At 61.2% G+C, this 20,676-nt stretch carries 27 protein-coding genes; 8 read left to right on the top strand and 19 right to left on the bottom strand.

What is annotated here, in order from left to right; genetic code table 11:
• The first annotated feature begins 201 nt into the window (after nt 1-201).
• Nucleotides 202-1,056 carry a class I SAM-dependent methyltransferase gene (locus H143_RS22235; RefSeq protein WP_231378520.1) on the top strand — a complete coding sequence of 285 codons (855 nt, stop codon included), beginning with the start codon at nt 202-204 and terminating at the stop codon, nt 1,054-1,056.
• A gap of 333 nt (nt 1,057-1,389) precedes the next feature.
• Here the strand turns inward: H143_RS22235 and H143_RS0118335 are convergent, their stop codons facing one another.
• Entirely contained in the window at nt 1,390-3,501 is a 2,112-nt protein-coding gene (locus tag H143_RS0118335) for a heavy metal translocating P-type ATPase (RefSeq protein ID WP_019939726.1), read from the bottom strand.
• A 45-nt stretch (nt 3,502-3,546) separates the two neighbouring features.
• Here H143_RS0118335 and H143_RS23065 point away from each other — a divergent pair, with 45 nt between their 5' ends.
• The gene (locus H143_RS23065; protein ID WP_019939725.1) at nt 3,547-3,714 is read left to right on the top strand and encodes a hypothetical protein; all 168 of its coding nucleotides are present in this window, start codon (nt 3,547-3,549) and stop codon (nt 3,712-3,714) included.
• Nucleotides 3,715-3,762: 48 nt separating this feature from the next.
• A complete protein-coding gene (gene cadR, locus H143_RS0118325; protein WP_019939724.1) occupies nt 3,763-4,194 on the top strand; it encodes a Cd(II)/Pb(II)-responsive transcriptional regulator in 432 nt (143 codons plus the stop codon).
• 34 nt (nt 4,195-4,228) lie between these two features.
• Here cadR and H143_RS22600 read toward each other — a convergent pair whose 3' ends face one another.
• The 10 genes from H143_RS22600 to merR form a co-directional block, all read right to left on the bottom strand.
• The gene (locus H143_RS22600; protein WP_019939723.1) at nt 4,229-4,384 is read right to left on the bottom strand and encodes a hypothetical protein; all 156 of its coding nucleotides are present in this window, start codon (nt 4,382-4,384) and stop codon (nt 4,229-4,231) included.
• 68 nt (nt 4,385-4,452) lie between these two features.
• On the bottom strand, nt 4,453-4,701 hold the full coding sequence (locus H143_RS22230) for a DUF2933 domain-containing protein (RefSeq protein WP_081627096.1): 249 nt from the start codon (nt 4,699-4,701) through the stop codon (nt 4,453-4,455).
• 54 nt (nt 4,702-4,755) lie between these two features.
• Nucleotides 4,756-5,127 carry a hypothetical protein gene (locus tag H143_RS0118310; RefSeq protein ID WP_155803444.1) on the bottom strand — a complete coding sequence of 124 codons (372 nt, stop codon included), beginning with the start codon at nt 5,125-5,127 and terminating at the stop codon, nt 4,756-4,758.
• Between the two features lie 50 nt (nt 5,128-5,177).
• Complete coding sequence (locus H143_RS0118305) at nt 5,178-5,615, bottom strand: DUF411 domain-containing protein (RefSeq protein ID WP_019939720.1); 438 nt, start codon at nt 5,613-5,615, stop codon at nt 5,178-5,180.
• A gap of 41 nt (nt 5,616-5,656) precedes the next feature.
• Nucleotides 5,657-6,163, bottom strand: coding sequence for a protein-disulfide reductase DsbD domain-containing protein (locus H143_RS21745; RefSeq protein ID WP_019939719.1), 507 nt, complete (start codon nt 6,161-6,163; stop codon nt 5,657-5,659).
• Nucleotides 6,163-7,341: a protein-disulfide reductase DsbD gene (locus H143_RS0118295; protein ID WP_019939718.1), complete on the bottom strand. Its 1,179-nt coding sequence runs from the start codon at nt 7,339-7,341 to the stop codon at nt 6,163-6,165. Before H143_RS0118295 ends, H143_RS21745 begins: the two co-directional genes overlap by 1 nt.
• A gap of 122 nt (nt 7,342-7,463) precedes the next feature.
• Nucleotides 7,464-7,871: a cytochrome c gene (locus H143_RS0118290; protein WP_196801330.1), complete on the bottom strand. Its 408-nt coding sequence runs from the start codon at nt 7,869-7,871 to the stop codon at nt 7,464-7,466.
• A gap of 43 nt (nt 7,872-7,914) precedes the next feature.
• Complete coding sequence (locus tag H143_RS21120; RefSeq protein ID WP_019939716.1) at nt 7,915-8,811, bottom strand: hypothetical protein; 897 nt, start codon at nt 8,809-8,811, stop codon at nt 7,915-7,917.
• A 140-nt stretch (nt 8,812-8,951) separates the two neighbouring features.
• Nucleotides 8,952-9,296, bottom strand: a complete 345-nt coding sequence (locus H143_RS0118280) for a hypothetical protein (RefSeq protein ID WP_019939715.1) — start codon at nt 9,294-9,296, stop codon at nt 8,952-8,954.
• A 261-nt stretch (nt 9,297-9,557) separates the two neighbouring features.
• Nucleotides 9,558-9,956, bottom strand: coding sequence for an Hg(II)-responsive transcriptional regulator (gene merR, locus H143_RS0118275; protein ID WP_019939714.1), 399 nt, complete (start codon nt 9,954-9,956; stop codon nt 9,558-9,560).
• A gap of 77 nt (nt 9,957-10,033) precedes the next feature.
• Between merR and H143_RS0118270 the strand changes: the two genes are divergently transcribed.
• The 3 genes from H143_RS0118270 to H143_RS23060 are packed head-to-tail and all read left to right on the top strand — an operon-like array spanning nt 10,034 to nt 10,898.
• A complete protein-coding gene (locus H143_RS0118270) occupies nt 10,034-10,378 on the top strand; it encodes a mercuric transporter MerT family protein (protein WP_019939713.1) in 345 nt (114 codons plus the stop codon).
• Between the two features lie 12 nt (nt 10,379-10,390).
• Entirely contained in the window at nt 10,391-10,666 is a 276-nt protein-coding gene (gene merP / locus H143_RS0118265; protein WP_019939712.1) for a mercury resistance system periplasmic binding protein MerP, read from the top strand.
• Nucleotides 10,667-10,673: 7 nt separating this feature from the next.
• Entirely contained in the window at nt 10,674-10,898 is a 225-nt protein-coding gene (locus H143_RS23060; protein ID WP_081627095.1) for a GDCCVxC domain-containing (seleno)protein, read from the top strand.
• A 132-nt stretch (nt 10,899-11,030) separates the two neighbouring features.
• Here the strand turns inward: H143_RS23060 and H143_RS0118260 are convergent, their stop codons facing one another.
• Nucleotides 11,031-11,651, bottom strand: a complete 621-nt coding sequence (locus H143_RS0118260; protein WP_019939711.1) for a class I SAM-dependent methyltransferase — start codon at nt 11,649-11,651, stop codon at nt 11,031-11,033.
• Between the two features lie 102 nt (nt 11,652-11,753).
• Here H143_RS0118260 and H143_RS22220 point away from each other — a divergent pair.
• A protein-coding gene (locus tag H143_RS22220; protein WP_155803677.1) for an IS5 family transposase occupies nt 11,754-12,514 on the top strand; the annotation gives its coding sequence in 2 pieces (ribosomal slippage) (nt 11,754-12,102 and nt 12,102-12,514; 762 coding nt in all).
• 102 nt (nt 12,515-12,616) lie between these two features.
• On the top strand, nt 12,617-12,760 hold the full coding sequence (locus H143_RS22595) for a hypothetical protein (RefSeq protein ID WP_155803443.1): 144 nt from the start codon (nt 12,617-12,619) through the stop codon (nt 12,758-12,760).
• A 115-nt stretch (nt 12,761-12,875) separates the two neighbouring features.
• Here H143_RS22595 and H143_RS0118240 read toward each other — a convergent pair whose 3' ends face one another.
• From H143_RS0118240 to stbB, 7 genes are all read right to left on the bottom strand, one after another.
• Nucleotides 12,876-13,130: a hypothetical protein gene (locus H143_RS0118240; RefSeq protein WP_019939707.1), complete on the bottom strand. Its 255-nt coding sequence runs from the start codon at nt 13,128-13,130 to the stop codon at nt 12,876-12,878.
• A gap of 22 nt (nt 13,131-13,152) precedes the next feature.
• Complete coding sequence (locus tag H143_RS0118235; protein WP_019939706.1) at nt 13,153-14,076, bottom strand: DNA/RNA non-specific endonuclease; 924 nt, start codon at nt 14,074-14,076, stop codon at nt 13,153-13,155.
• A gap of 30 nt (nt 14,077-14,106) precedes the next feature.
• On the bottom strand, nt 14,107-14,313 hold the full coding sequence (locus H143_RS0118230; RefSeq protein ID WP_019939705.1) for a DUF3717 domain-containing protein: 207 nt from the start codon (nt 14,311-14,313) through the stop codon (nt 14,107-14,109).
• 101 nt (nt 14,314-14,414) lie between these two features.
• Complete coding sequence (gene mobF / locus H143_RS0118225; protein WP_019939704.1) at nt 14,415-17,624, bottom strand: MobF family relaxase; 3,210 nt, start codon at nt 17,622-17,624, stop codon at nt 14,415-14,417.
• Complete coding sequence (locus tag H143_RS0118220) at nt 17,593-19,233, bottom strand: type IV secretion system DNA-binding domain-containing protein (protein ID WP_019939703.1); 1,641 nt, start codon at nt 19,231-19,233, stop codon at nt 17,593-17,595. Before H143_RS0118220 ends, mobF begins: the two co-directional genes overlap by 32 nt.
• 73 nt (nt 19,234-19,306) lie before the next feature.
• Nucleotides 19,307-19,744 carry a hypothetical protein gene (locus H143_RS0118215; protein ID WP_019939702.1) on the bottom strand — a complete coding sequence of 146 codons (438 nt, stop codon included), beginning with the start codon at nt 19,742-19,744 and terminating at the stop codon, nt 19,307-19,309.
• A 39-nt stretch (nt 19,745-19,783) separates the two neighbouring features.
• A complete protein-coding gene (gene stbB / locus H143_RS0118210) occupies nt 19,784-20,491 on the bottom strand; it encodes a StbB family protein (RefSeq protein WP_019939701.1) in 708 nt (235 codons plus the stop codon).
• Nucleotides 20,492-20,676 lie beyond the last annotated feature (185 nt).

The following is a 20,676-nucleotide window of genomic DNA, read 5'->3' as shown; positions in this document are numbered from 1 at the left end:
CCGTTCGCTTCGGAACCGACTAGGCAACAGAACTTGATCGACTGACGAGCTTTCTCGGGCCGAATGTCATATCTGTTTCGGTATTTTCCGACGCGTCGGGACGAGTCAGAATCGTGTTGATTAGGGGGCTTTCACCAAGAACAATCGATGACTGGATACGCCCCGAGTTCTATAGAGGATGTACGTCAAACAGGAGGATGAATGTCGAACGTCAAGCTTGGATTTGCGTGGATACTGACAACGTTGGTCGCAACAGTACCGCTTCGCGCGTTCGCGGAAACAACGCCAACTGTCGACTCCGTTATAAGAGCCGCCATCGCTGGGCCGCAGCGCACCGCTTCTTTCAAATTGCGAGACAAATACCGCCATCCGCTCGAAACGTTAGATTTTTTCGGCATTCGGCCTGATATGACCGTAATCGAGGTACTGCCGGGCGCTGGTTGGTATACGGAAATACTGGCTCCCCTTCTTCGCGCGCACGGGCACCTTGTGGAGGCCACCCCACCAACGACGAGTCCCAGTGTTTTTTTCCGGCGGATGGCGGATAGATACGAGAAAAAGCTTTCGGATGATCCGGACGTGTATGGGCGGGTCACCATGACACCTTTCGAGCCGCCGGGTTACATGCCGCTCGGTGGAGAGGACTATGCCGATATGGTCGTGACATTCCTGAATCTGCACGACTTCGTCTATTTCAATGTGCATAACGAAACAACCAATGCGGTTATGCAACGCTTTTTCCGATCCGCTTATCAGGCCCTGAAGCCAGGCGGTGTGCTGGGTATCGTCGCGCAACGTGCCAAGAACGGCGAAAGCGTGGCTGACGCCGCTGTGAAGGGACGTGTACCGCAGAGCTATGCAATCCGCGAGGCGGAACAGGCGGGTTTCAGGCTTGCTGGTACATCCGAAATCAATGCAAATCCGAAGGACAATGGCCGTTACCCCATCTGGTATTTGCCGCCGACGCTTAAGCTTGGTGATCAGGATCGCGAAAAATATCTTGAGATCGGCGAAAGCGATAACATGACATTACGTTTTGTCAAACCGAAGGACTGACATCAACGCATTGCTGCACGCGGCCAGCGCTTGTACAACGCTAGTTCCTGAGTGATGAAGTCAGGCGCGTGTGGCGGCATGCTTAGCTATGCCGCAGTCAGCGTCACCGTTCCCCTTGGACAAGGTTTTCTCTTCTTGTATGTCGATTTTTACCCCAATGTCGTTTAGCACACCCATATCCTGAAGAGAGATTCCGCGTCATCACCTGAGGTAAGAGCCGTATGCGGTAATTCCGCACGTACGGATCTGTGCGGGGGCAGAGGGTAACCTCTGTCCCCACCGCGACCGATCTATCTGCGCATTCAACAATAACTATCCCAATAAACTTATCCCTTAGCGATGCAATAGCCGCAAGCCGTTTCCGACCACCAGCAAGCTGGCCCCGACATCGGCAAAGACCGCCATCCACATCGTGCCCAGGCCCATTATGGTGAGCACCAGGAACATCGCCTTGATCCCCAGCGCCAAGACGATGTTCTCCACCAGCACGGCATGGGTTGCTCTGGAGAGCCGCACGAAGGCCGGGATCTTGCGCAGATCGTCATCCATCAGAGCCACATCGGCCGTCTCGATGGCAGTGCCTGTACCCATCGCGCCCATGGCAAAGCCGATATCCGCGCGGGCCAGCGCGGGGGCGTCGTTGATACCGTCCCCCACCATACCCACCAGACCTTGCGCGCCGAGCTCGGAAACTGCCTGGAACTTGTCATCCGGCAGTTGATTGCCGCGCGCCTCATCGATGCCGACCTGCGCCGCGATGGCTTGGGCAGCATGAGAGTTGTCACCCGTCAGCATCAGGGTGCGCACGCCCAATTGGTGCAGGTCCGCGATCGCCGCCTGGCTGCTGTCCTTGACTGTGTCGGCTACGGCGAACAACGCCAAAGCCTGACCCGCGTCCAGCAGCACCACGACGGTCTGGCCTTGCCGTTCCAGCGCATCGAGACGCGCTTCCAGTTCGGGGGTACACACGCCGCGCTCATGGGCCAGCCGATGGTTGCCCAACGCATACGCCGTACCGCCGATGATGCCTTGCGTGCCTCGGCCGGGCAAAGCTTCGAATGCGTCCACGCTCTCCAGAGGAATGCCATCGGCCTGCGCCGCGTGGGCAACAGCCTTCGATACCGGATGGTCCGAGCGCGCCGCAAGACTGGCGGCAATGCGGCGCAGGCGTTCGGCGTCGCCGCCGTTCAAAGCGCCGAAGGCCGTCTGCACGGGCTTGCCGTGGGTAAGGGTGCCGGTCTTGTCCAGCGCCAGCCAGGCCAGCTTGCGGCCTTCCTCCAGGTAGACGCCTCCCTTGACCAGGATACCTTGGCGGGCGGCCGCGGCCAGCCCACTGACGATGGACACCGGCGTCGAGATCACCAACGCGCAAGGGCAGGCGATGACCAGCATCACCAGCGCCTTGTAGACCCAATCGAACCAATTCCCGCCCAGAAGCAGCGGCGGCACGACAGCCACGAGCAGTGCGAGGGCGAAGACGGCGGGTGTGTAGAGGCGGGCAAACTTGTCGACGAAGCGCTGCATCGGCGCCTTGGCGCCCTGGGCTTCTTCGACTGCGTGGATGATGCGCGCCAGCGTGGTCTGATTGGCCGCGGCAGTGACTCGGTATTCGAACGAACCCGAGGCATTGATGGTGCCGGCGTACACCATATCGCCCTTGGTCTTATCCACCGGCAGGCTCTCGCCGGTAATGGGCGACTGGTCGACGGCCGAGCGGCCACTGATCACTTCGCCGTCCAGACTGATGCGCTCGCCGGGCATCACGCGCACCTGACTGCCTACCGCAACCTGCCGGGTTTCTACGGCCAACCACGAACCGTCGGCCTGGCGCACCGTGGCGGTTTCCGGCGCCAGCTGCATCAAGCCCGAAATAGCGTTGCGGGCGCGATCCAGGGAGCGAGCCTCGATCAGCTCCGCCACGGCGAACAGCACCATCACCATGGCGGCTTCCGGCCACTGGCCCAGAATGAGCGCGCCGGTCACGGCGATGCTCATCAACGCATTGATGTTGAGGTTCAGGTTGCGCAGCGCCACCCAGCCTTTCTTGTAAGTGGTCAGGCCGCTGCCCGCCACCGCCAGCACGGCCAGTACGGCAGGAACCGCGGGATGCAGGCCCACCCAACCGGCAACTTCGGCCAGCACCGCGGCCAGGCCAGCCAAGGCCAGTGGCCACCAGGGTTTGCGGATCTCCCGGGTCTGGGCCAGCGTGCCGTCTGCCTCGGGCAGCTCAGGCGTGTAGCCCAGAGAACGAATGGCATCCAGAACCGGAGAGAGCCCATCGGGCGAGTGCACCACCGTCAGCACGCGTTGCATCAAGTTGAAATCCAGTTCCTTGACCGACGACAGACCCGCGAGCTTGTCACGGATCAACCGTTCTTCGGTAGGGCAGTCCATCTGCATGATGCGGATAGGGGTCTTGAAGCCACCGGCGACGGCCGCTGCCATCCTGGGCTGGAAAGCCACAGGCTCGGCTGATGTGCAGCAGGCATCATGGTGGTGGGCATGCTCTTCATGCGCGTGATCATGACTATGTCCATGATCATGAGATTCAGAGGCGCAGCAGAGGTCTTCTTTGCAGGTTTCGGGGGATGCCTGACGCTGGGCGTGATGGTGATGTTCGGCCATGACAGTGGATTTCCTGGTGATTTCATGGTCTAGTAGAAACCTTAAAGTAACTACAAGGTCAACCCTTTATTGGGGAATGCCATGAAAATCAGTGAGATTGCGCAGGCCGCCAAAACCACCCCGGAAACTATTCGCTTCTATGAAAAAACCGGGTTGCTACCGCCGGCCGCCCGGACCGATGGAAATTACCGGCATTACGGCTCGACCCACATGGAGCGGCTGCGCTTTATCCGCAATTGCCGTGCGCTGGACATGACGCATGATGAGATCCGCGCGCTACTAGCCATGATGGATGACCCGCCCGAGGGCTGCGGCGCGGTCAACGACCTATTGGACGAACACCTCGGCCACGTCGATGCTCGCATCGCTGAGCTACTGCATTTGCGTGACCAACTCCATGCCTTGCGGGGTCAGTGCCAGACAGAACGCGCGATGGACGATTGCGGCATTCTGCGAGGCCTGACGGCGATGGAGCCGGAGATGCCCGGCCAACGGCATACCCACCTGGGATAGGTCTACTTCCCACCATCGTCGCGGCCGGGGTCCACTATCGCCATGCGCGAATCGCGTCCTGGCACGCGTGCCATCCGTGCATCATGTCCAAGTGCATCACAGCCATACCGGCGATGCCCAGCGCGGCAAAGAGCCCAATCACCGCGAGCACGATAACGATGGCTTTGAGAAGCCATAAGCTGTCATTCATTTTGCGCTTTCCTCATGATGCCGGCGCGACGGGGTGAGCCCCATCGCGCACGGATTATCGGCCCGCCGTCAGCGTGTATGTTGACCTGGCGATGGGCTGTTCGACGTTGCGGGCGAATCCGACCGGTTGTGGGGTTCTTCCCGGCGATGCATAAACCACATCATGATGAGCATCGATATCGGGCAGAGCAACGCGGTAGCAAAGGGGATCAAGCCCAGGATCGCTGCCCGATATCCGGGTACCGCCCAGTATCCGATGGCAAAGACTGCCATCAGGGAGGCCGCGATTCTCAGCATGGTTTTCAGATTGCATTTCATGGAAATCTCCTGCTTGGGCCGCCTTGAATGAGGTATCAAGGGGCTATGAAAGGGTCAATTGCCCGCCTTGTCTGCGTATTTGCGCATAATTTTGCTCATTTCCTGCAGCATGTCTGCACGCATCAGCATGGCGTCCTTGCCGCTTAGATGGACGCCACCCATCATCGGGCAATTGCCCATGGCCATCATGTCCATACCGCCATGCCCCATCATCCCCATGCCGCTATGCCCCATCATTGCCTTGCCGCCTGAAGCCATCGTGGACGGCGCTGTTTCCTGGGCCGCCGGCGGGTTGGTTGCCGCTTCGGCGATTCCGGCCGATCCAATGGCCAGGGCGAAAATGATGGCCAGCGAGAGTTGTTTCGTGTTCATGTCGCACTCCGTGGAATCCTCAAGATTCCGTTTGGTTGAGGAAAAGCAATTCATAACCGTTGCACATTGCGCCAGTAGCGGATGAACAGCCGGTCATGGTCTATTCAAAAGGTTGCGAAGATTCTGGGTGTGGCCCCCGATTCGAGGTAGTAGATGGTGAGCGGTCCCGAACGGGCGCCCGGCATCCCGGGCACGCCTGTGGGCATGCCGGGCAGCGCAATACCCCTGGTTGCCGGATGCTGCTTCAGCAGGGCCTTGATGTACTGCGCGGGAACCAGCCCTTCGATCACATAGCCGCCAATGAACGCCGTATGGCATCCCTCAAGGTTTTCAGGCACGCCGTAATGCTCGTTGACCGATGCCAGGTCTTCTGTGTTGACGATGTTCACCTTGAAGCCATTCGCCTGGAGGTCTTTCGCCCAGGCATCGCAGCAGCCACAATTCGGGTTCTTGTACAGCGTCACGGGCACGCTCTGCGCCAGCGCGGGCGCCTGGACACAAAGGGCGAGCATCGCCAGTAGGACTATTTTCAGGTAACGCATAAGGCACTCCTTCATCGGTGGAAATGATTGGATCTGGTGAATCAGGTTTTATCGTTCGAGGCAGCGACATCCGCCGGAGGAAGACAAATGCCTTTCGTGTTGCAGGCTTGCACGCGCACCACGATACGGTCGCCTTCGCCCGGCATGAGGCCCGAGAACGGAATGACTGTCCCGTCTTCGTAGACCTGGATGTCCTTGCCGTCGAGCACGACGCCGCTGTTTCGTCCAGGCGGATAGACGGCCTTAATCTCGCGTAACGCGCCATTGCGCTCGATCGACAGGGTTGTGGGGATGAGGTATTCGAGCGACGCGGGATTGGCGTTCACGTGCCAGCCGGAGGCGATGTGCAATGTCAGTGCGGTGTGCTGGCCATGCCCGGCAACGGACGCGCTCACGTATCTGGACGAGTCCATCATCTCTCGTCCGCCCAAGGTGGCGAATGTCGAATGAAATAGCGTGTCGAACTGCGTTCTGGCGAACACGGCGATGCCTGCCAGTACAGCAACCCCGGCGGCCGCAGCAACGAGCTGGTTGATGCGCGTTTTCATCAAGGATTTCCCTTTATTTGCAGTGCATTGACCGTGTCCACGAGAGTTCCACTGGCAAACAATCCGGAAAAATGCTGCACCTCGTGGCCGTCGCGATCGAGCACGACGAGGAACGGCAGCCCCGCGCCTCCGTAAGAGGCAAGTAGTCGTTCAAGTGCCGGATCAGGCCGCGTCAGGTCGACCTGAAACGGCATGATGTTCTGTCGGCGAATGGTCTGGACAAGGTTGTCGGTCTGGTAGACCGTGTGTTCAAGAATCTTGCAGTTGATGCACCATTGCGCCGTGAACTCGACGATGGCTGGACGCCCGAGGGCCGGCAGCATCGCGACCTCGCTGTCGCGCAGCCGCTGCCAGGGGATGGTTTGCGCCCGAGGGAGTCCGATGCCGACGGACAGCAGCGCTACCGCCATGACACCGATGACGGCCACCGCGCGTTGCGAACTGGCATCCTTGCTGCGCACGAAGACCGCAACCGCCCAAGTCAGCATACCGATACCGAAGGCAATCCAGAGCGGCCGTTCCCACGCCGCAGGCACGACACTACGCACGAAGAAGATCGCCGCGCCAAGCAATATCCAGCTAAAACTCTGACGCACCACCTCGGACCAGGCTCCGGCGCGCGGTAGGCGCTGAAGTAGCGCAGGCCGCAGAATCAGCAGCGCATAGGGCAATGCGAGTCCGACACCAATCGAGATGAAAGTGATGACGATGTTGGGCGTGGATTGGGCAAGCGAGAACACCAGCACACCGCCGAGCAGCGGACCCGTGCACGGTGTGGAGAGCAGCGCGCAGATCAAACCGGAGACAAAAGGCTCGAGAAACCGCATGCCGTGCATCGACGCAAGCGCCGCTGGCAGGCGCAAGCCCCGCCAGCGAAAGTTCACCATCGCCAGCACGAAAAGCAGCGTGCTGAGCAGAATCAACACGGTGCGCGATTGAAAGAGGACACCCCACTGCCAGTGCAACAGCGCAGTGGCCACGCCCAGCACGGCGAAGAAAAGCACCGATCCTGCGATGAACAGCGCGGCCGACGTCACGCGCGCACCCAGCCGTTCTCCCGCTTCGCGCAGAATCGCGCGAACCTTGAGCGGGATGGCCGGCAGCACGCAGGGCGTGAGGTTGAGCAGCGCGCCTGCGCCGAGCGCGATCAGAATCTGAACGATAAGCAAGGACGTCATATCGACATACTCGTCACTGAGGGAACCCAAGCGTGGGAAAGCGCATGGCTCCCATTGCCGAGAATGCTTTACGACCACTAGACCAAATCACATAGGCGGGCATTTTCATGATGTTCCCCTCGTCAGCGTGCTTCGGGCGGAAACGGCGACTGTCGACTTTCCGCGCGCTGGAAATCCCGTTGCTCAGGTGTCCACATCGTCTTGAGGTATTCGATCACGCCACGAATTTCGAGGGCGGTCAGCTTCGCTCCGAAGGGCGGCATGGTCAGACGGGTGGTCTTGTTGAACGGATCGCGCCAGCCGTCGTGCACGAGCCGGTACAGCATGTCATCGCTGTGCTTCCACGTATGGCCTTTCGCGTTATGTGGCGGTGCGGGCATCTCCCCTAGGACATCCGGATGCTGCCAGTTCGGCTCGCCCTCGCCATGAACCCCGTGACAGGACGCGCAATTTTGCTGATAAATCGCCCGACCGGCCTTGAGCAGGTCGCCCTGTTCCGCCGACACCGATGGCTCATGGGCATAGGTCACGGATACCAGTGAAAGCACGCCGGCTACGGCAAGCGGAATTCGCCTAACCATCGAGCCGCTCCCATGTCGCTGCATGGTCCGAGCTGCGGAACAATGTCGCGCCGCCAGCGGCGTAGAGCACGCCGTCCGGCGCGACCAACAACGCCGTGATGACCGGACCAGGCGCGTTCAAGGGCGCCCATTGTTCGCCGCCGTTGCGGCTCAGGAGCAGTTTGTTGCCCATCGCAGCGTAAACCTGCTGGGGTTGACGTGGGTTGTAGGCGACGGCGTTGATTTTTCCGGTCAGTCCGCCGGCGTTGCGCCAGCCGCAAAAGCAGTCCATTGAACGGCCGATGCCGTTCGAGGTCGCAGCGAACAACCAGCCTGTCTGCATACTGCCTGGCATGTTCGAGTGAACGAACTGGATGATGGACTCGCGCGGCCCGTGATCCATCAATCGCCAATGCAATCCATTCTTTTGGCTCCGGAATATCCCTCGCCCGGACACGTAGGCGTAGACCGTACTGGCCTGGTCTGCGTGTAAGGTCAGCGCCTTGACGTCGCGGCCTGGCAGTCCCGTGTTGCGCGGCTGCCAGGTCTGGCCATCGTTTTCGCTACGGAAAACACCCAGTCCGGGCCCGCCGACGTACAGCAGGCCTAGCTGACGCGCCGATGTCGTAATGGCGGCCACGCGGCCGTGTACCCGTGGCAACGCAATTCGCACCCAGTGCCGGCCATCGTCGGCACTTCGGTAGAGGGCCTCGGCCGTGGCCTTCAGCAGCATGTGATTCGAAGCATCGATCGCAAGCGCGACGATTGGGGTGCGCACCGCATCGACGGCAGCTGCGCTGGCAGGGCGCAACGCGAGTGAACCCGCAAGCGCTATGGCCGCACTCAATGCTGCAGGTAGCAGCTTGCCTCGCGCAACGATGGCGCGCAGGCTGTTTTGATTACATTTCATCCAAGGCTCCACGACGAACGACGTCAGATCTGCCGCAGGGGCAGGCGGAGCGAACGGCATCGCAGAATATCCCACCGGTCAATCGACCGATGTTGATTCACGACAAAGCTCGCCCCGTGCTGTTGCGGACGGACAGGAAGTCAGGCGAGCCTGGGGGGACGCAGCAGAACTTGAGGGAAGTCCTGCAAAATGAATTGCGCGGCGATGAGCGGATATTGAAACCGCTGATAGAGGGAGTCGGGCAGTCTGGACGCAGCTTGGGGAACCGGCACCGTTGGGCTGCAAGCCGCAGCGGCTGTGCAGAGCTTGCCCATTGGCGTGTGAGCGGCTTTCGATAACTGCTTATTGACCGTCATGTTCATCGAACCCGTCATCATGGCCGAATTTATCGGGCATCCTCCTGGCGCCGGCAACGAAGCATCTGCCTGCGCCACCAGGGCGACGCAGACCAGCAGCGACAGAAGAAAGCGAAGTGCGGTGCGCATTAGGGCGGTTGAACGAAAGCCTTGTCAATCAGATTGACCTTCTTTTAGCACTATACCAAAAGCGAACGTGCCGTCCAGATCAATTGCCAGCAGCCCGACGACAGCGGCGTTCACGCCCCAAAGCACTGTCACCATCAACGGATGGGCACGAAGTGCCTACCAAGCATGACAAAGCCACAAGTAAGGGCAGTAAGCCGAGCAAGAGGATGCTCGCCCGTTGATCGCAGCCCTCCGGGTTTGAGGAGCGATGGAACAAGCCGCTTAATCCTGAGCCAGTACATTGATGATCGGGCAACTCACGCGACCATCATCCGTGTCGCACTGCTGTACTAATCCACCCAGCGCCTTGCGCATCGCAGCAAGATCGGCCATTTTCTGTTCGATCAGGCCTAGCTTACGCACGGCCAGCGCCCGTGTCTGCTTGCAAGCGCGCGCCGCATCCAGCGTCAGTAGCTCGCCCACTTCATCCAGCGTGAAGCCCAGCGCCTGCGCTCGCTTAATAAAGCGCACTCGCTTGACCTGCTCGCGGGTATAGCGCCGGTATTCACCTGGCGGCTTGGGCGGTTCTTCCAGTAGTCCGCGCCGTTGGTAATAACGGATCGTCTCCACATTCACCCCGGCAGATTCGGCCAGCTTGCCGATGGTCAGTTCCGCATCCATCACGTTCTCCTTGACTCCGTACTTGAGTACGGCATTTATAAGGTAACACTCAGGTCATCAGGTTCAAGGAGGCGGGCATGCAATTCACCAGCAAAGGTTCGCTGATCGCGAGCGCATTGGCCGCCATCGGCGCGTCGGTGTGCTGTGTCGGCCCGCTCATGCTGCTCGCGCTTGGCATCGGCGGCGCATGGGTGAGCCGCCTTACGGCGATGGAGCCGTACCGGCCCATCTTCATCGGCCTGACGCTGCTGTTCCTCGGGCTAGCCTTCCGCAAGCTCTACTCGGCTTCACAGGTCTGCCTGCCCGGTACGCCCTGCGCCGGGCCACGCACGCGCTCACGGCAGTGGTTTGTGTTCTGGCTTGTTGCGGTCGTGTTGCTCGGTCTGTTAGCCGTGCCGTGGCTGGCCCCGCTGTTCTACTGAAAGGAGATTCCTATGCGTAAGCTGCTGCTGGCCGCGCTCGCGGCCTTCCCTCTTGCGGCATTAGCCGCAACGCCTAAAACTGTCACCCTCGACGTGCAGAACATGACCTGCGAGGTCTGCCCGATCACGGTCAAAAAATCGCTGGAGAAGGTGCCCGGCGTGAGTGCTGTTCAGGTCGATTTTGCCAAGAAGACCGCGACCGCCACCTATGATCCGGACAAGACTCAGCCTCATGCACTGATCCAGGCCACCACGAACGCGGGCTATCCGTCCACGGTGAAGAAGTGATGCCAAGATGAGCGCCGTCATCCTCGAATCCGTGCTGACCTGCCCGCGCTGCGGCCATACCCAACAGGAGGCCATGCCAACCGATGCCTGCCAGTTCTACTACGAGTGCCGGGTTTGTCATTCACTGCTAAGGCCCAAGCCGGGCGATTGCTGCGTGTACTGCTCTTTCGGTTCGGTGCCATGCCCGCCGATCCAGCAGCAGCGTGGGTGCTGCACAGGTCATAAGGCATGACCGTAAAGTTTCACCCGCCGCATCGCGAACAAGGGCGCCACAGGCTCAAATGCAAACGAATCGGAAGGCAGTGGCACATGAGGACGGAACTCACAGGACCCGTATCTAAGTCGGGCGGGCGGCACAAGTCGCTCAGTTGGACGCCATGCGGCACAGACAGTAGTTGAATTTCTGGACCGTGCCGAAAGGCGTGTGGTGTTCCTCGCGCTCGCACTGCAAGAGCGTAAACGGAGCGCCAAACTGCGCATGCAACCCGTCGGCGCTGTAGCGCATCACCGGTAGGCCGCTGCACTTTTCCGGGCCATCCTCTGCAAAGGTGGCCACGATAACGTAACCGCCAGGTTTGACGGCGCGAAGAACGGCATGGACGTAAGCCTCCCGTTCCTGTCGGGTCGTGAGAAAGTGAAAGACTGCTCTGTCATGCCAGACATCGTAGGCATGCCGAGGGAGTTCGATTTGCGTGATGTCGCCTGCGAGCCAAGCGACGTCGCGCGCACGCTTGCCCAAGCGTGCACTGGCCGCCGCCAATGCGGTCTCGGAAAGGTCGAGCACCGTGATGTTCGAATAGCCCTGACCGAGAAGGTCATCGACCAGCGTCGAAGCGCCGCCGCCGACGTCGATGATGCTGGCGTTCTTGGCAGTCCCGGTTTGCTCGATGAGGTGAACCGAGCGCTGAGCGTGTTCCTGAAACCAGCTTACGTCAGTCGCCGCCTTGGTCGTATAGACCTGCTCCCAGTGTTCCTTGGATTGCATTTGACCTCCAGCGCCAGAATGCCTACACAATAATTTTCACATGGATTTGCAGTTCTAGGCTGAATCGACATTCATTTTTAAAATGAAGGGATGTCCAAGCAAATGCATCCCCGCCCCAGTCGTTACGAACTTAGCCAAGCCCAGTGGGAGCGCATCGAATTGCTGCTGCCAGGCAAGGCAGGCGACCCGGGGCGCACGGCCCAAGATAACCGACTGTTCGTCAATGGCGTACTGTGGGTGCTGCGTTCGGGGGCACGGTGGAGTGATTTGCCTAGCCGTTACGGGCAGTACAAGAGTGTGCACAAGCGCTTCACCCGTTGGGCCAGCAACGGGGTGTGGGAGCGCATATTCCAGGCGCTGACGCGGGATCGGGACAATGAGTACCTGATGATCGACAGCAGCATTGTCCGGGCGCATGCACAGGCGGCGACCGGAAAAGGGGGGCGCCGGACTCGGCTCTGGGGCGTTCCCGAGGAGGCCTGAGCACCAAGATCCACCTAGCTGTCGATGGGCAGGGGCGGCCGGTGCGCATCATCCTGACCGGCGGCCAGCGCAACGACATCACCCAGGCAAGTGCCCTGCTGGCCGGTCTGAAGTGCCGCTACGTGTTGGCCGACAAGGGCTACGACAGTCGCGAGTTCGTCGAGCACCTACGGGCACAGGGCAGCGAACCGGTCATCCCACCGAGAACTTGCCAGCAACCTCGCTTTTACGACAAGGCCCGGTATCGCTTGCGCAATCGGATCGAGCGCTGCTTCGCGCGGCTCAAGCAATACCGGCGCATCGCAACACGCTACGACCGAAAGCCCGACAACTTCCTCGCCTTCATTCACCTCGCATCCCTTGCCTTCTGGATACCTTGAATGTCGATTCAGCCTAGCACTAAATCGACGTGCAGTGGCGCTTCAACCTGGCTGCTGCTATTCTATGCGCCGGACCTCACCTGTCAATTCACGAAGTTGCTCATGCCCACCGGCGCAACGCTTGCCGCAGCCGTCGCCGTTGGCACCTTGATGGGGCCGGTGCAGGTCGGCGCCCGAGTGCTGGAGATCGGCCTGCTGCGCCGCATGCATCCCTTGCTTTCGGCGCACCTGCCGTGTCGGCCCTGACGCATCCCATGGGCGGGGTCTTGCTGATGGCGCTGGGTGCACTGTTGGCGTCGGTCTTCATACCAGAACCGATGTTCAATGGGGAGAGTCGATGAACATCTGCCGAGCGCAGGCATCAACCTGCAAATGGGTCGCGTCCGCCGGTCGGCGCCTGGTCGGGCGCAATGGTATCCGGCAGGGTCTTATCGGCCTCGAGCGAACTCACCACGACGTTGATCAACTGGGCCAGGTCCCGCGCAAGCTTTAAGCCTGTTTTGTCGCGGGTGACCGTGACGTCACCGAACACGGCAATGCGATCGACGTGGTTTTCGACGGAAAGGCCACCCAGTGAAAGCGCGTCCGATTCATTGGCGAAGGGATGGAATGTCATGTTGGATTTCCTGGTGCTGGGCCTAGCGCATGAGCTGCTTGAACGAATGAAAGAGAAGCGTGTTGGAATAGCGCTTCCCCTCATTTTCACCCGAGTACGACCTCGGCTCATGGCTCTGGCTGAAGGGCTTGGGTTCGGGTAGGTTGATCGCCGCCTCTTTGACCGGCTCGGCGAGCGCAGGGAAAGCATCGATGCCGGACAGATCACGCAGCTGAGCGACGGAAATCGTCTGCCATTGCATGCCAGGTGCATTGTCCGTCAGGTAGACGGCCGCACCGCGCAGCGCAGGCACATAGATCGCCTTCGCGAGCCTGGCCGGTATAGCCACGCGGTTGTGCAGCCACTGGGTCTGCGCGCCGGCGAAGATCGGCACGGTAACCACATAAACCTCGCCGTATCGGGAGGCCAGGCTGCGCGTTGTGGCCTCGATCCCTTCCCACAGATGCCGGTTGTTATCGGCGTTCTGCGGAACCATGTTGGCCAGCGTGAAGGATTCGCCCTGTGCAGCGGCGCTGGACATGTCGCCGTTGGGCGACATGTGCCCACGGTCGTAGCCGCTACGAGCATAGTCCGAGAGTCGAGCCCGGTCTTGAGCAGGCAGCCGCGTCTCTTCGTGGAACGTATCCGCAGCATCGGCGCGGCGCTGCCTGCTCGCCTGCGCGATGCGCTGGGCCGTCAGCCGGTCGGCCGAATACAACGGCGTGCGCGTCAACCCCGAATCCAGCACAGCAAATTCGGAAAAACACAAGGCATACGTACGGGCGGCCAGTTTGGCATTGACCAGATCGGGGGCCTGGCCGCCGAAGAAGTTGGCCGGGCAACTGGTGGACGCGGCGTAGGCGCTGGGAGCCGGGGTAATCAGAAACAGCGCCGCGAGCAGGGCGGCCAGGCTGGTGCCGCTTCGCTGAGCAATTTTGCGCCGGGGAGGATAGTTCGAAACAGTCATGCAAAAACTCCAGGGGGATGAGGATAGCGGCTAGGCTGCAGCGGACAGCGCGGACGCTTCATCGGCCGTCAGCGAAGCCGCCGAAACGCTGGCCAAGTGAAACCAGATCATCCGGCCGTAAAGACCGGCCAGCTGCGCAACACCAGGCGCCAGTGTCACGCCATCACCCGGGGCGCGCTCGCGCAGCCGGTTGATCGCGGCCTCGATCTGCTTTATGGTGAGGGCGTCATGTTCCATCGTTATCTCCCCGATTCATGTGCATGATTTTCGGCGTCATCTGCGCCGGATCACCTGCCTGACAAATCAACAACTCCATCTTCTCAGTCCTATTTGAATGGTTAGATGCCATGCTCGGCACGTCGCTCGCGGCTGGGCGATTTGGCAATGACGCCAATGTCCAGCGCGGCCGACTTATCTTCGCGTTGGTCAACCGCGAAGGGCAGCTTGGTCTTGTCGTTCGTGAACACATCGATCCAGTGCTTGGCCCGCGAAATCCCGACGTAGAACACATCGCGCTTGGTCGTGCGCGAGGTGCTTTCCTGATTCAGAATGACGCCGGTTTCCGATAGTCCCTGGGCGCTATGCACTGTCGACGCGTAGGCGCGGTCCAGGTGCAACGGTGCGGCTTCGGCGCCACCGGTGAGCGTCACCTGCCGGGTCACCTGACCATCCTCGCCGACGGCCGACAGCGTCACGCCTTGCTCACTGACCTGCGCAACTTGGTAGCGCTCGCCATTGCGGATGTCGAGCTTGGCATCATTGCGCGTGACCCGTACCCAGTCGCCGGCCGAAAGCTCGGCAAGCACCTTCTGGTACACGGACAGTTTGGTCGTGCGCTGCGGATTGAACGTGACCGTTTCGCCCGTCACCAGGTGTTTGACGGTCAGCCGGTTTTTCGCTCCATTGATGCCAACCACCGCATAGTGGTTGTCTGGCGCGAGCTTGCCGCCCTGATAGGTGCGCTCGGGTTGGATGATGTCCCCCAGGCGGTAATACTTTGCTGATCGGCGCTCCGATTGCGTGGTGTCGATCCGCGTGAGCATGGTGCATTCGCGTCCCTTTCCCTGTAGGCCCAGGGCATCGTGGACCAGGTCATTGATCGCGTTGCGAGAATCGTTCGTGCCGGTGACGATCAATGTCTGGCGCCGCACGTCGGCCTCCAGCTGCGCGTACCGATTTGCAATGGCGCTATAGCGATCGTCCTTGTCCTCGATCTCGTGCACGGCATTGAGCCGGCTCTCGATGATGTGCAGCGCCTCGGAGGCGCGGCCGACCGCAGCCACCTCCACGGCCCGTTTGAGAATCGGATCCTGCTGACGGATGATGTCTCCCATGAGCGCGGTCTGCATGCCGGCGTCCTGCAGCTGATGAAAGGGCCGGCCGGCCTCGATCGCCTTGGTCTGCGCCTGATCGCCCAGGAGCATGACCCGCGCCCCGGCTTTCTCGGCCCGCTGCAGGAGCTTTTCCATCTGGCGGGTCGGCACAACCCCAGCCTCGTCGACCACCAGGATGGTTTTTTCATCGAGCTGGAACCGCTCGCGTTTCGCGCCCTCGTGGCCAGCGGCAGGCCCGCCCGCGCGCGTGGCGGGATCTTGCTTGCGCAGAACGGGCGAGGGCGACTTCTTGCCCGCCATTTTCCCGATTGGGGCGAAAAGTTTCCAGAAGCCCTTCCCCTTGCCGGCCGCAACCGACGCCGGCGCGGTAGGAGCCGTCGATGTCTCGCCGGTGCCGGCGGCAGGATTGGCAGCCCGGGCCGAACGCGCTTCCAGCATGGAGGCAATGGTGTTGGCTTCAACACCGAGCAGCTCCAGCGCCTTGGCCTGCGTGCCGTAGGCGGCGACCGCGCGCACGGTATAGCCTTGGGCCTCGGCCAGTTGCTTGACCTGGTTGAGCATATGGGATTTCCCGGTGCCGGCCAGGCCCTGCACGCCGACCACGCGGTTTGCGCTGGTCAGAATCAGTTCGGCGGCCTTTTGCTGGCCCGGCTTCAGACCGATATCGGCCAGCGCTGCTTTGGCCTGGTCTCCCGTCATGACCGGCACCATGGCCCCGCGCCCGTCCCGCTCGATCTGCAGGATGCGCTTTTCGCGCTCGCGCGCCGCCTGGGTTGTCAGGCGTACGTCGTCCAGGATCAGGCCGCCGGTGAGAATGGCCCGCTTGACGTTGGCCTGCGCAGCTTCTCGCGCCGAACCTTGGCGGATCATGGTTTCGACCCAGGCATCGCGAGACAGGATCTCGCTTTCGGCCTGATCCAGCCGATACACCGGCGCCCCTTGCACCAGGTGCCCACGGCCAACGGCTTCACGCAAGGCGGTCTGGATCTCGTAGATCGATACGCCCGTGCCCCGCGCATGTTCCATGGCGGCGCTAATCAGCATCTTCTCCGTGGTGACCGATTCACGCTCGGTCAAATGGGCTATCGCCCAGCGCATGCACTCGTCGGCCACACGGCCGCGCAACTGCCTGGTCGTTTGCGTCGGATCGGACGGGGCCGTGTCCCGACCGGAATCCGGCTCAGATTCCTGGCCAGGCTGGCGGCCCGGGCCTGGCGCGGCAGGGGCCGTGCCTGCATCCACACCAGCCTCTGAGCCAGGCCGATCTCGATCCAGCTCCTGGCCAGTTTGCTTGCCACGGCCGCCGGCGGAGAAGTCGATGCCCAGTTCTCTGGCATCTCGCTCCCACCGAGCTTGCAGGTCCGCGCGGGAGAGGTCGGGCTGCTTTTCCTTGCGGGTGGCCAGGGTGATCGCCTGCTTGAGTTCGCGACTGGCGCTCTGGCGGGTCTGCCCGATTTTGGCCAGCTCCGCCTCCACGGTCATCCCGCGCTTGGAGAAGTGCTCGATCTGCGCCCGGCTGATGTTGGCCAGCTCGAAATTGCCGTCTTCGAAGCGCAAGGCATAGCCTGCGTGCTGCAGGTAGGCGGCCATCTCGTTCTTGTAGACGGCATCCAGGAGCTGCTTGGCCCGGTAGATCTCGTCGTTCGAGAGCGCGACCCAGGTGCCGTCGGCGCGTTGGGTCAGGTTCATGAGCAGGGCGTGCGTGTGCAGTTGGGGATCCGCCTCGTCCTTCATGGTCGGCCGGGCCGTCTCATGCCGGAATTTGGCGATGATCGCGTTCTGCGTTTTCTCGGTGTGGGAGACGCCGTCGACCTTTTGCCGGGCGCGCAGCAGCTCCTTTTCCATGAAGTCCAGCGACCGGGTCACCGCGTGGTCGTGCGCGGCCAGGACGGTCGCGTCCTTGCCCACTAGCGATTGAATGCTGATCGACTTGGGCGCCGAAAAAGTCATGTCCAGCGCGGCCCGCGCCTTGGCGTCCTTGCGGATCGAGTCCGATAGGCCCAGGTCCTCGCCGAACCAGCGCTTGAAGTCGCCGCGCATGGCGGCCACGAGTTGGTCGCGGCTGACTTCACCAGTCAGGCCCAGGGCCTTGGCGCCGGCGCCCTGCCACTGGGCGTTGTTGCCATCGCGGGCATAGTAATCGTCCTTTTGCTCGGCATAGTAGTGCCCGGACTTTGCCGCGCTACTTCTGTGTAGGATCTGATGGGAGAGCATCGTTCATATCCCATGGGGTTGGCTCGATATCATCCGCGCGAAGCCGTGCGGCGGCACTGCGAGTGCGCAACGATTCGGTTTCCACGAAAGCCTCGTTTCGATTGACGAAAGGGATGGGGGTGAGGGTGAACTTCGTAATGAGTTCGGACTCGGCAAAGCCGACGTAGCCCGTCAGTTTTTTCAGGCCTTGAATATCCGAATCCATCACCACCGGTTCCTTGGTTCGAGTCAACCGCTCGCTAGTGCTGCGGTCGCGTCCGGCATTTCGTGAGTCCGTGTATTCAGGTCGTTCGACCTCATGCTCGCCCAGCGCCTTGGACATGGCCTGCGCAGTCTCCTGATCGGTGCGCGCGCCACCCAGAACCACCAGGCTGCGAAAACTGGCCAGCAAGGTTTTGGCCGCGTCGCGGTAGATGTCCACGATCTGCGCGATCGTCTGTAGGCCCGCCACGACACGCAGGCCGTATTTGCGGCCCTTCGTCAGCGCGTCTTGGAGCGTGGCGAGTTTTTCCAGAGAGGCCAACTCGTCAATCAGCAGCCAGAAGCGCCGTAACTGAGACTCTTGCAGGGAGAGGAAAGCTGAACAGAAGACATCGACCCAGCACGAGATCAGGGGACGCATAGCGACCTTCATGTTCTCCTTCCAGGTGATGTAAAGGCAACCCGTGCCAGTCTCAAGCCATTCGGTAATGCTGAAATTCCCGTTGGGCATATCCCGGTGTTCGGCTACGTACTTGGACATCACAAAGCGCGCGCTGTCGAATGCTCGCGTAGATTCGGATGCACCTGCAAAAAGAGAGAAGGCTTCCGTGCCTTGAAGAAAGGCGCGGATTTCATCGAAAGGCGCTTCGCAGCACCAGTAGATCACCTGGCCGATGTCGTTGATGCCCATCTCGAAGAGCTTGCGTGATACGGCACGAAGCAGGAGCCGGCCATAGCCGTTCCAGTTTTCATCCTCGGCGCTTTGCCCCAGGGGCACGACAGAAAACGCCAGGCGCTTCCAATCGTAGTCAGCCCGGACCTCGTTAAAGAACATCCAGCCCTGTGTGCGCGTATCGAACGGGTTCAGAATCACATCGCCTTTTCGGCCGAACTTGCGATAGAGCGCGCCGTCCGGGTCAACGATGACGGCCCGATCGCCGCGCTTGAGTAGCGAGAGGATGAGAGCGCGCATCAGCACCGACTTGCCGGTGCCCGTCGCCCCATTGATCAGCAGGTGCAGGTTTTCCAGATCCGTAGGCATCGGCACACCCGCGACATCCACCTGGTCGGCTTCTTTCTCCCGACACTTCTTGATCATTTTCTTGAACGGGATGATCTGCGTGCCTCGGATGTGCCGCTTGTACCCAGCCCCGTCAAATCCCTTGGTTGTCGCATAGCGTTTGAGAAGCACCGCCAGAATTATGACCAGGAGCAAGCCGGCAAAAGGCGCGGTGATTAGGGGAAAAACGCGTGGCGTGGCCAGCACCCAGTAGGAGATCAAGGGCCAGCGGATCTGCCTGGGGCCCACGCCACTTAGGAACATGGCCGTCAGAAGCCAGGTGCCGAACGGCAGGAAGATGACGGAAAACTTCAGTATGCGGCGCCGTGTGTCAGGTGCGATTGTCATAGGCTCAGGAGTGATTGCGGGAAACGGGAAAGGGCAGGGCTAGCCAGCGAGCTGGCGACGCGTCCGGAAGGGATTACTTGAACGCGGTCAAGACGATGAGGGCTGCGGTCAGGCCGCCGAGCAGGCTGCAACCGAAGGCCACAAGACCGATCGTCCAGAGGTTGCGGCCTTGCTGCGCGCCAAGCGCCTGGGCCGTGCGTTTGAGCAGCCGCCGCGAATCGTCGATCTCGCGTGAAACCTCTCGCATCTGCTGCACCGCCCGCGTCGTGGCCTGATCCTGAACGGCGGCGCTGGTCTTGCGCAGGATGCTCGGCAGGGTCTGCATCTGCATCGCCGCGGCATTGAGCTGCTTGACCAAAGATTCGCTACGCGTGGTGAGCTGGTCGGCCTCGACGAGCATGGCGCGGAACATGTATTCCAGCTTGCTGCGCGGCTCGGGCGGGGGCACTGCGGCCGGCCCCGTAGCCACGTGCTGGGCCGGCGACTTCGAAGTTGGGGAGGGGGTATCCATGCGAGAGTTCCTGCGTGGCGGGTGAGGCGCTATGGCCCGTTACGCAAACACCTCCACGAAAGCATCGTCCATCTGCCGCCATACGCGCTTGGCCAGCGCTTGCAGGGCCGCCCGATCTCCCAAGTCCTCGATGCGATTTTCATCGGCCGGGTCGGACTGGCGCAGCAACATGCGATAGTCGTTGGGATCATCGACCACGCTCTTGATCGACATGCGGCGCTTGGCCAGCAGCTCGAAGACTTCGTTTTTCTCGAGCACGGCTTTCGGATTGGCGATAAAGCCTCCGGCTTGGTCAGCTTCGCGCAGGATGGTGCCGAAATCTTCGGCGATCGAACCTTCGGCCATGTTGAAGAGCACGCGGATGCGATGCGGGTCCACGCCAATGCTCGCCAAGGCGGCAACGGTCTTGATCGTTTCGCGCTGCGCCTTGCCCGTGGGCACAACCGGCAGCACGAAGTAATCGATCTCAGCCTGGGCGTTGTCGTACTTGGAAAGTTCTGTCAGAAAGTCCTCGATGTTCGAAGCGCCCACGTCGACGATGGCCGCGGGGGTGGTGAGCAGCTTGCGAAAGAGCCGGCCGAACTGATCGCCGCGCAACTGGTCGACGTCCAGGCCCAGATCAGCCGCGGACTCGTTGGTGGATTCGACGGCGATAACCTCGGCGCCGGCGATGCGCGGTTCCAGCAGATGGCTGGCGATGACGGTCTTACCGACCGAGCCGGAGTAGTTCAGGACTGCAACGATCATGGGTAATGCTCCTGGAAAAAAGAAAACTGTCAGCGCAGCAGCTGGGCGCGACGCTTTGCCGATGGCCGCCCGCCTGTCTGGAGACTGGGTTTGAGGGGGAGGGGGAGCCGCCGCCTGGGTTTGGCGGCGGGGGAACCCCGTAGGGGTGCCCGGAGCGGGACAGGAGGGCGGCACGCCCTCGCCGC

The sequence above is a fragment of the Bordetella sp. FB-8 genome, from assembly GCF_000382185.1.
In the GTDB taxonomy this organism is placed as follows: domain Bacteria; phylum Pseudomonadota; class Gammaproteobacteria; order Burkholderiales; family Burkholderiaceae_B; genus Bordetella.
Note: the sequence above shows the minus strand (reverse complement) of the source record. Positions and strands in the feature narration are given on the sequence as shown.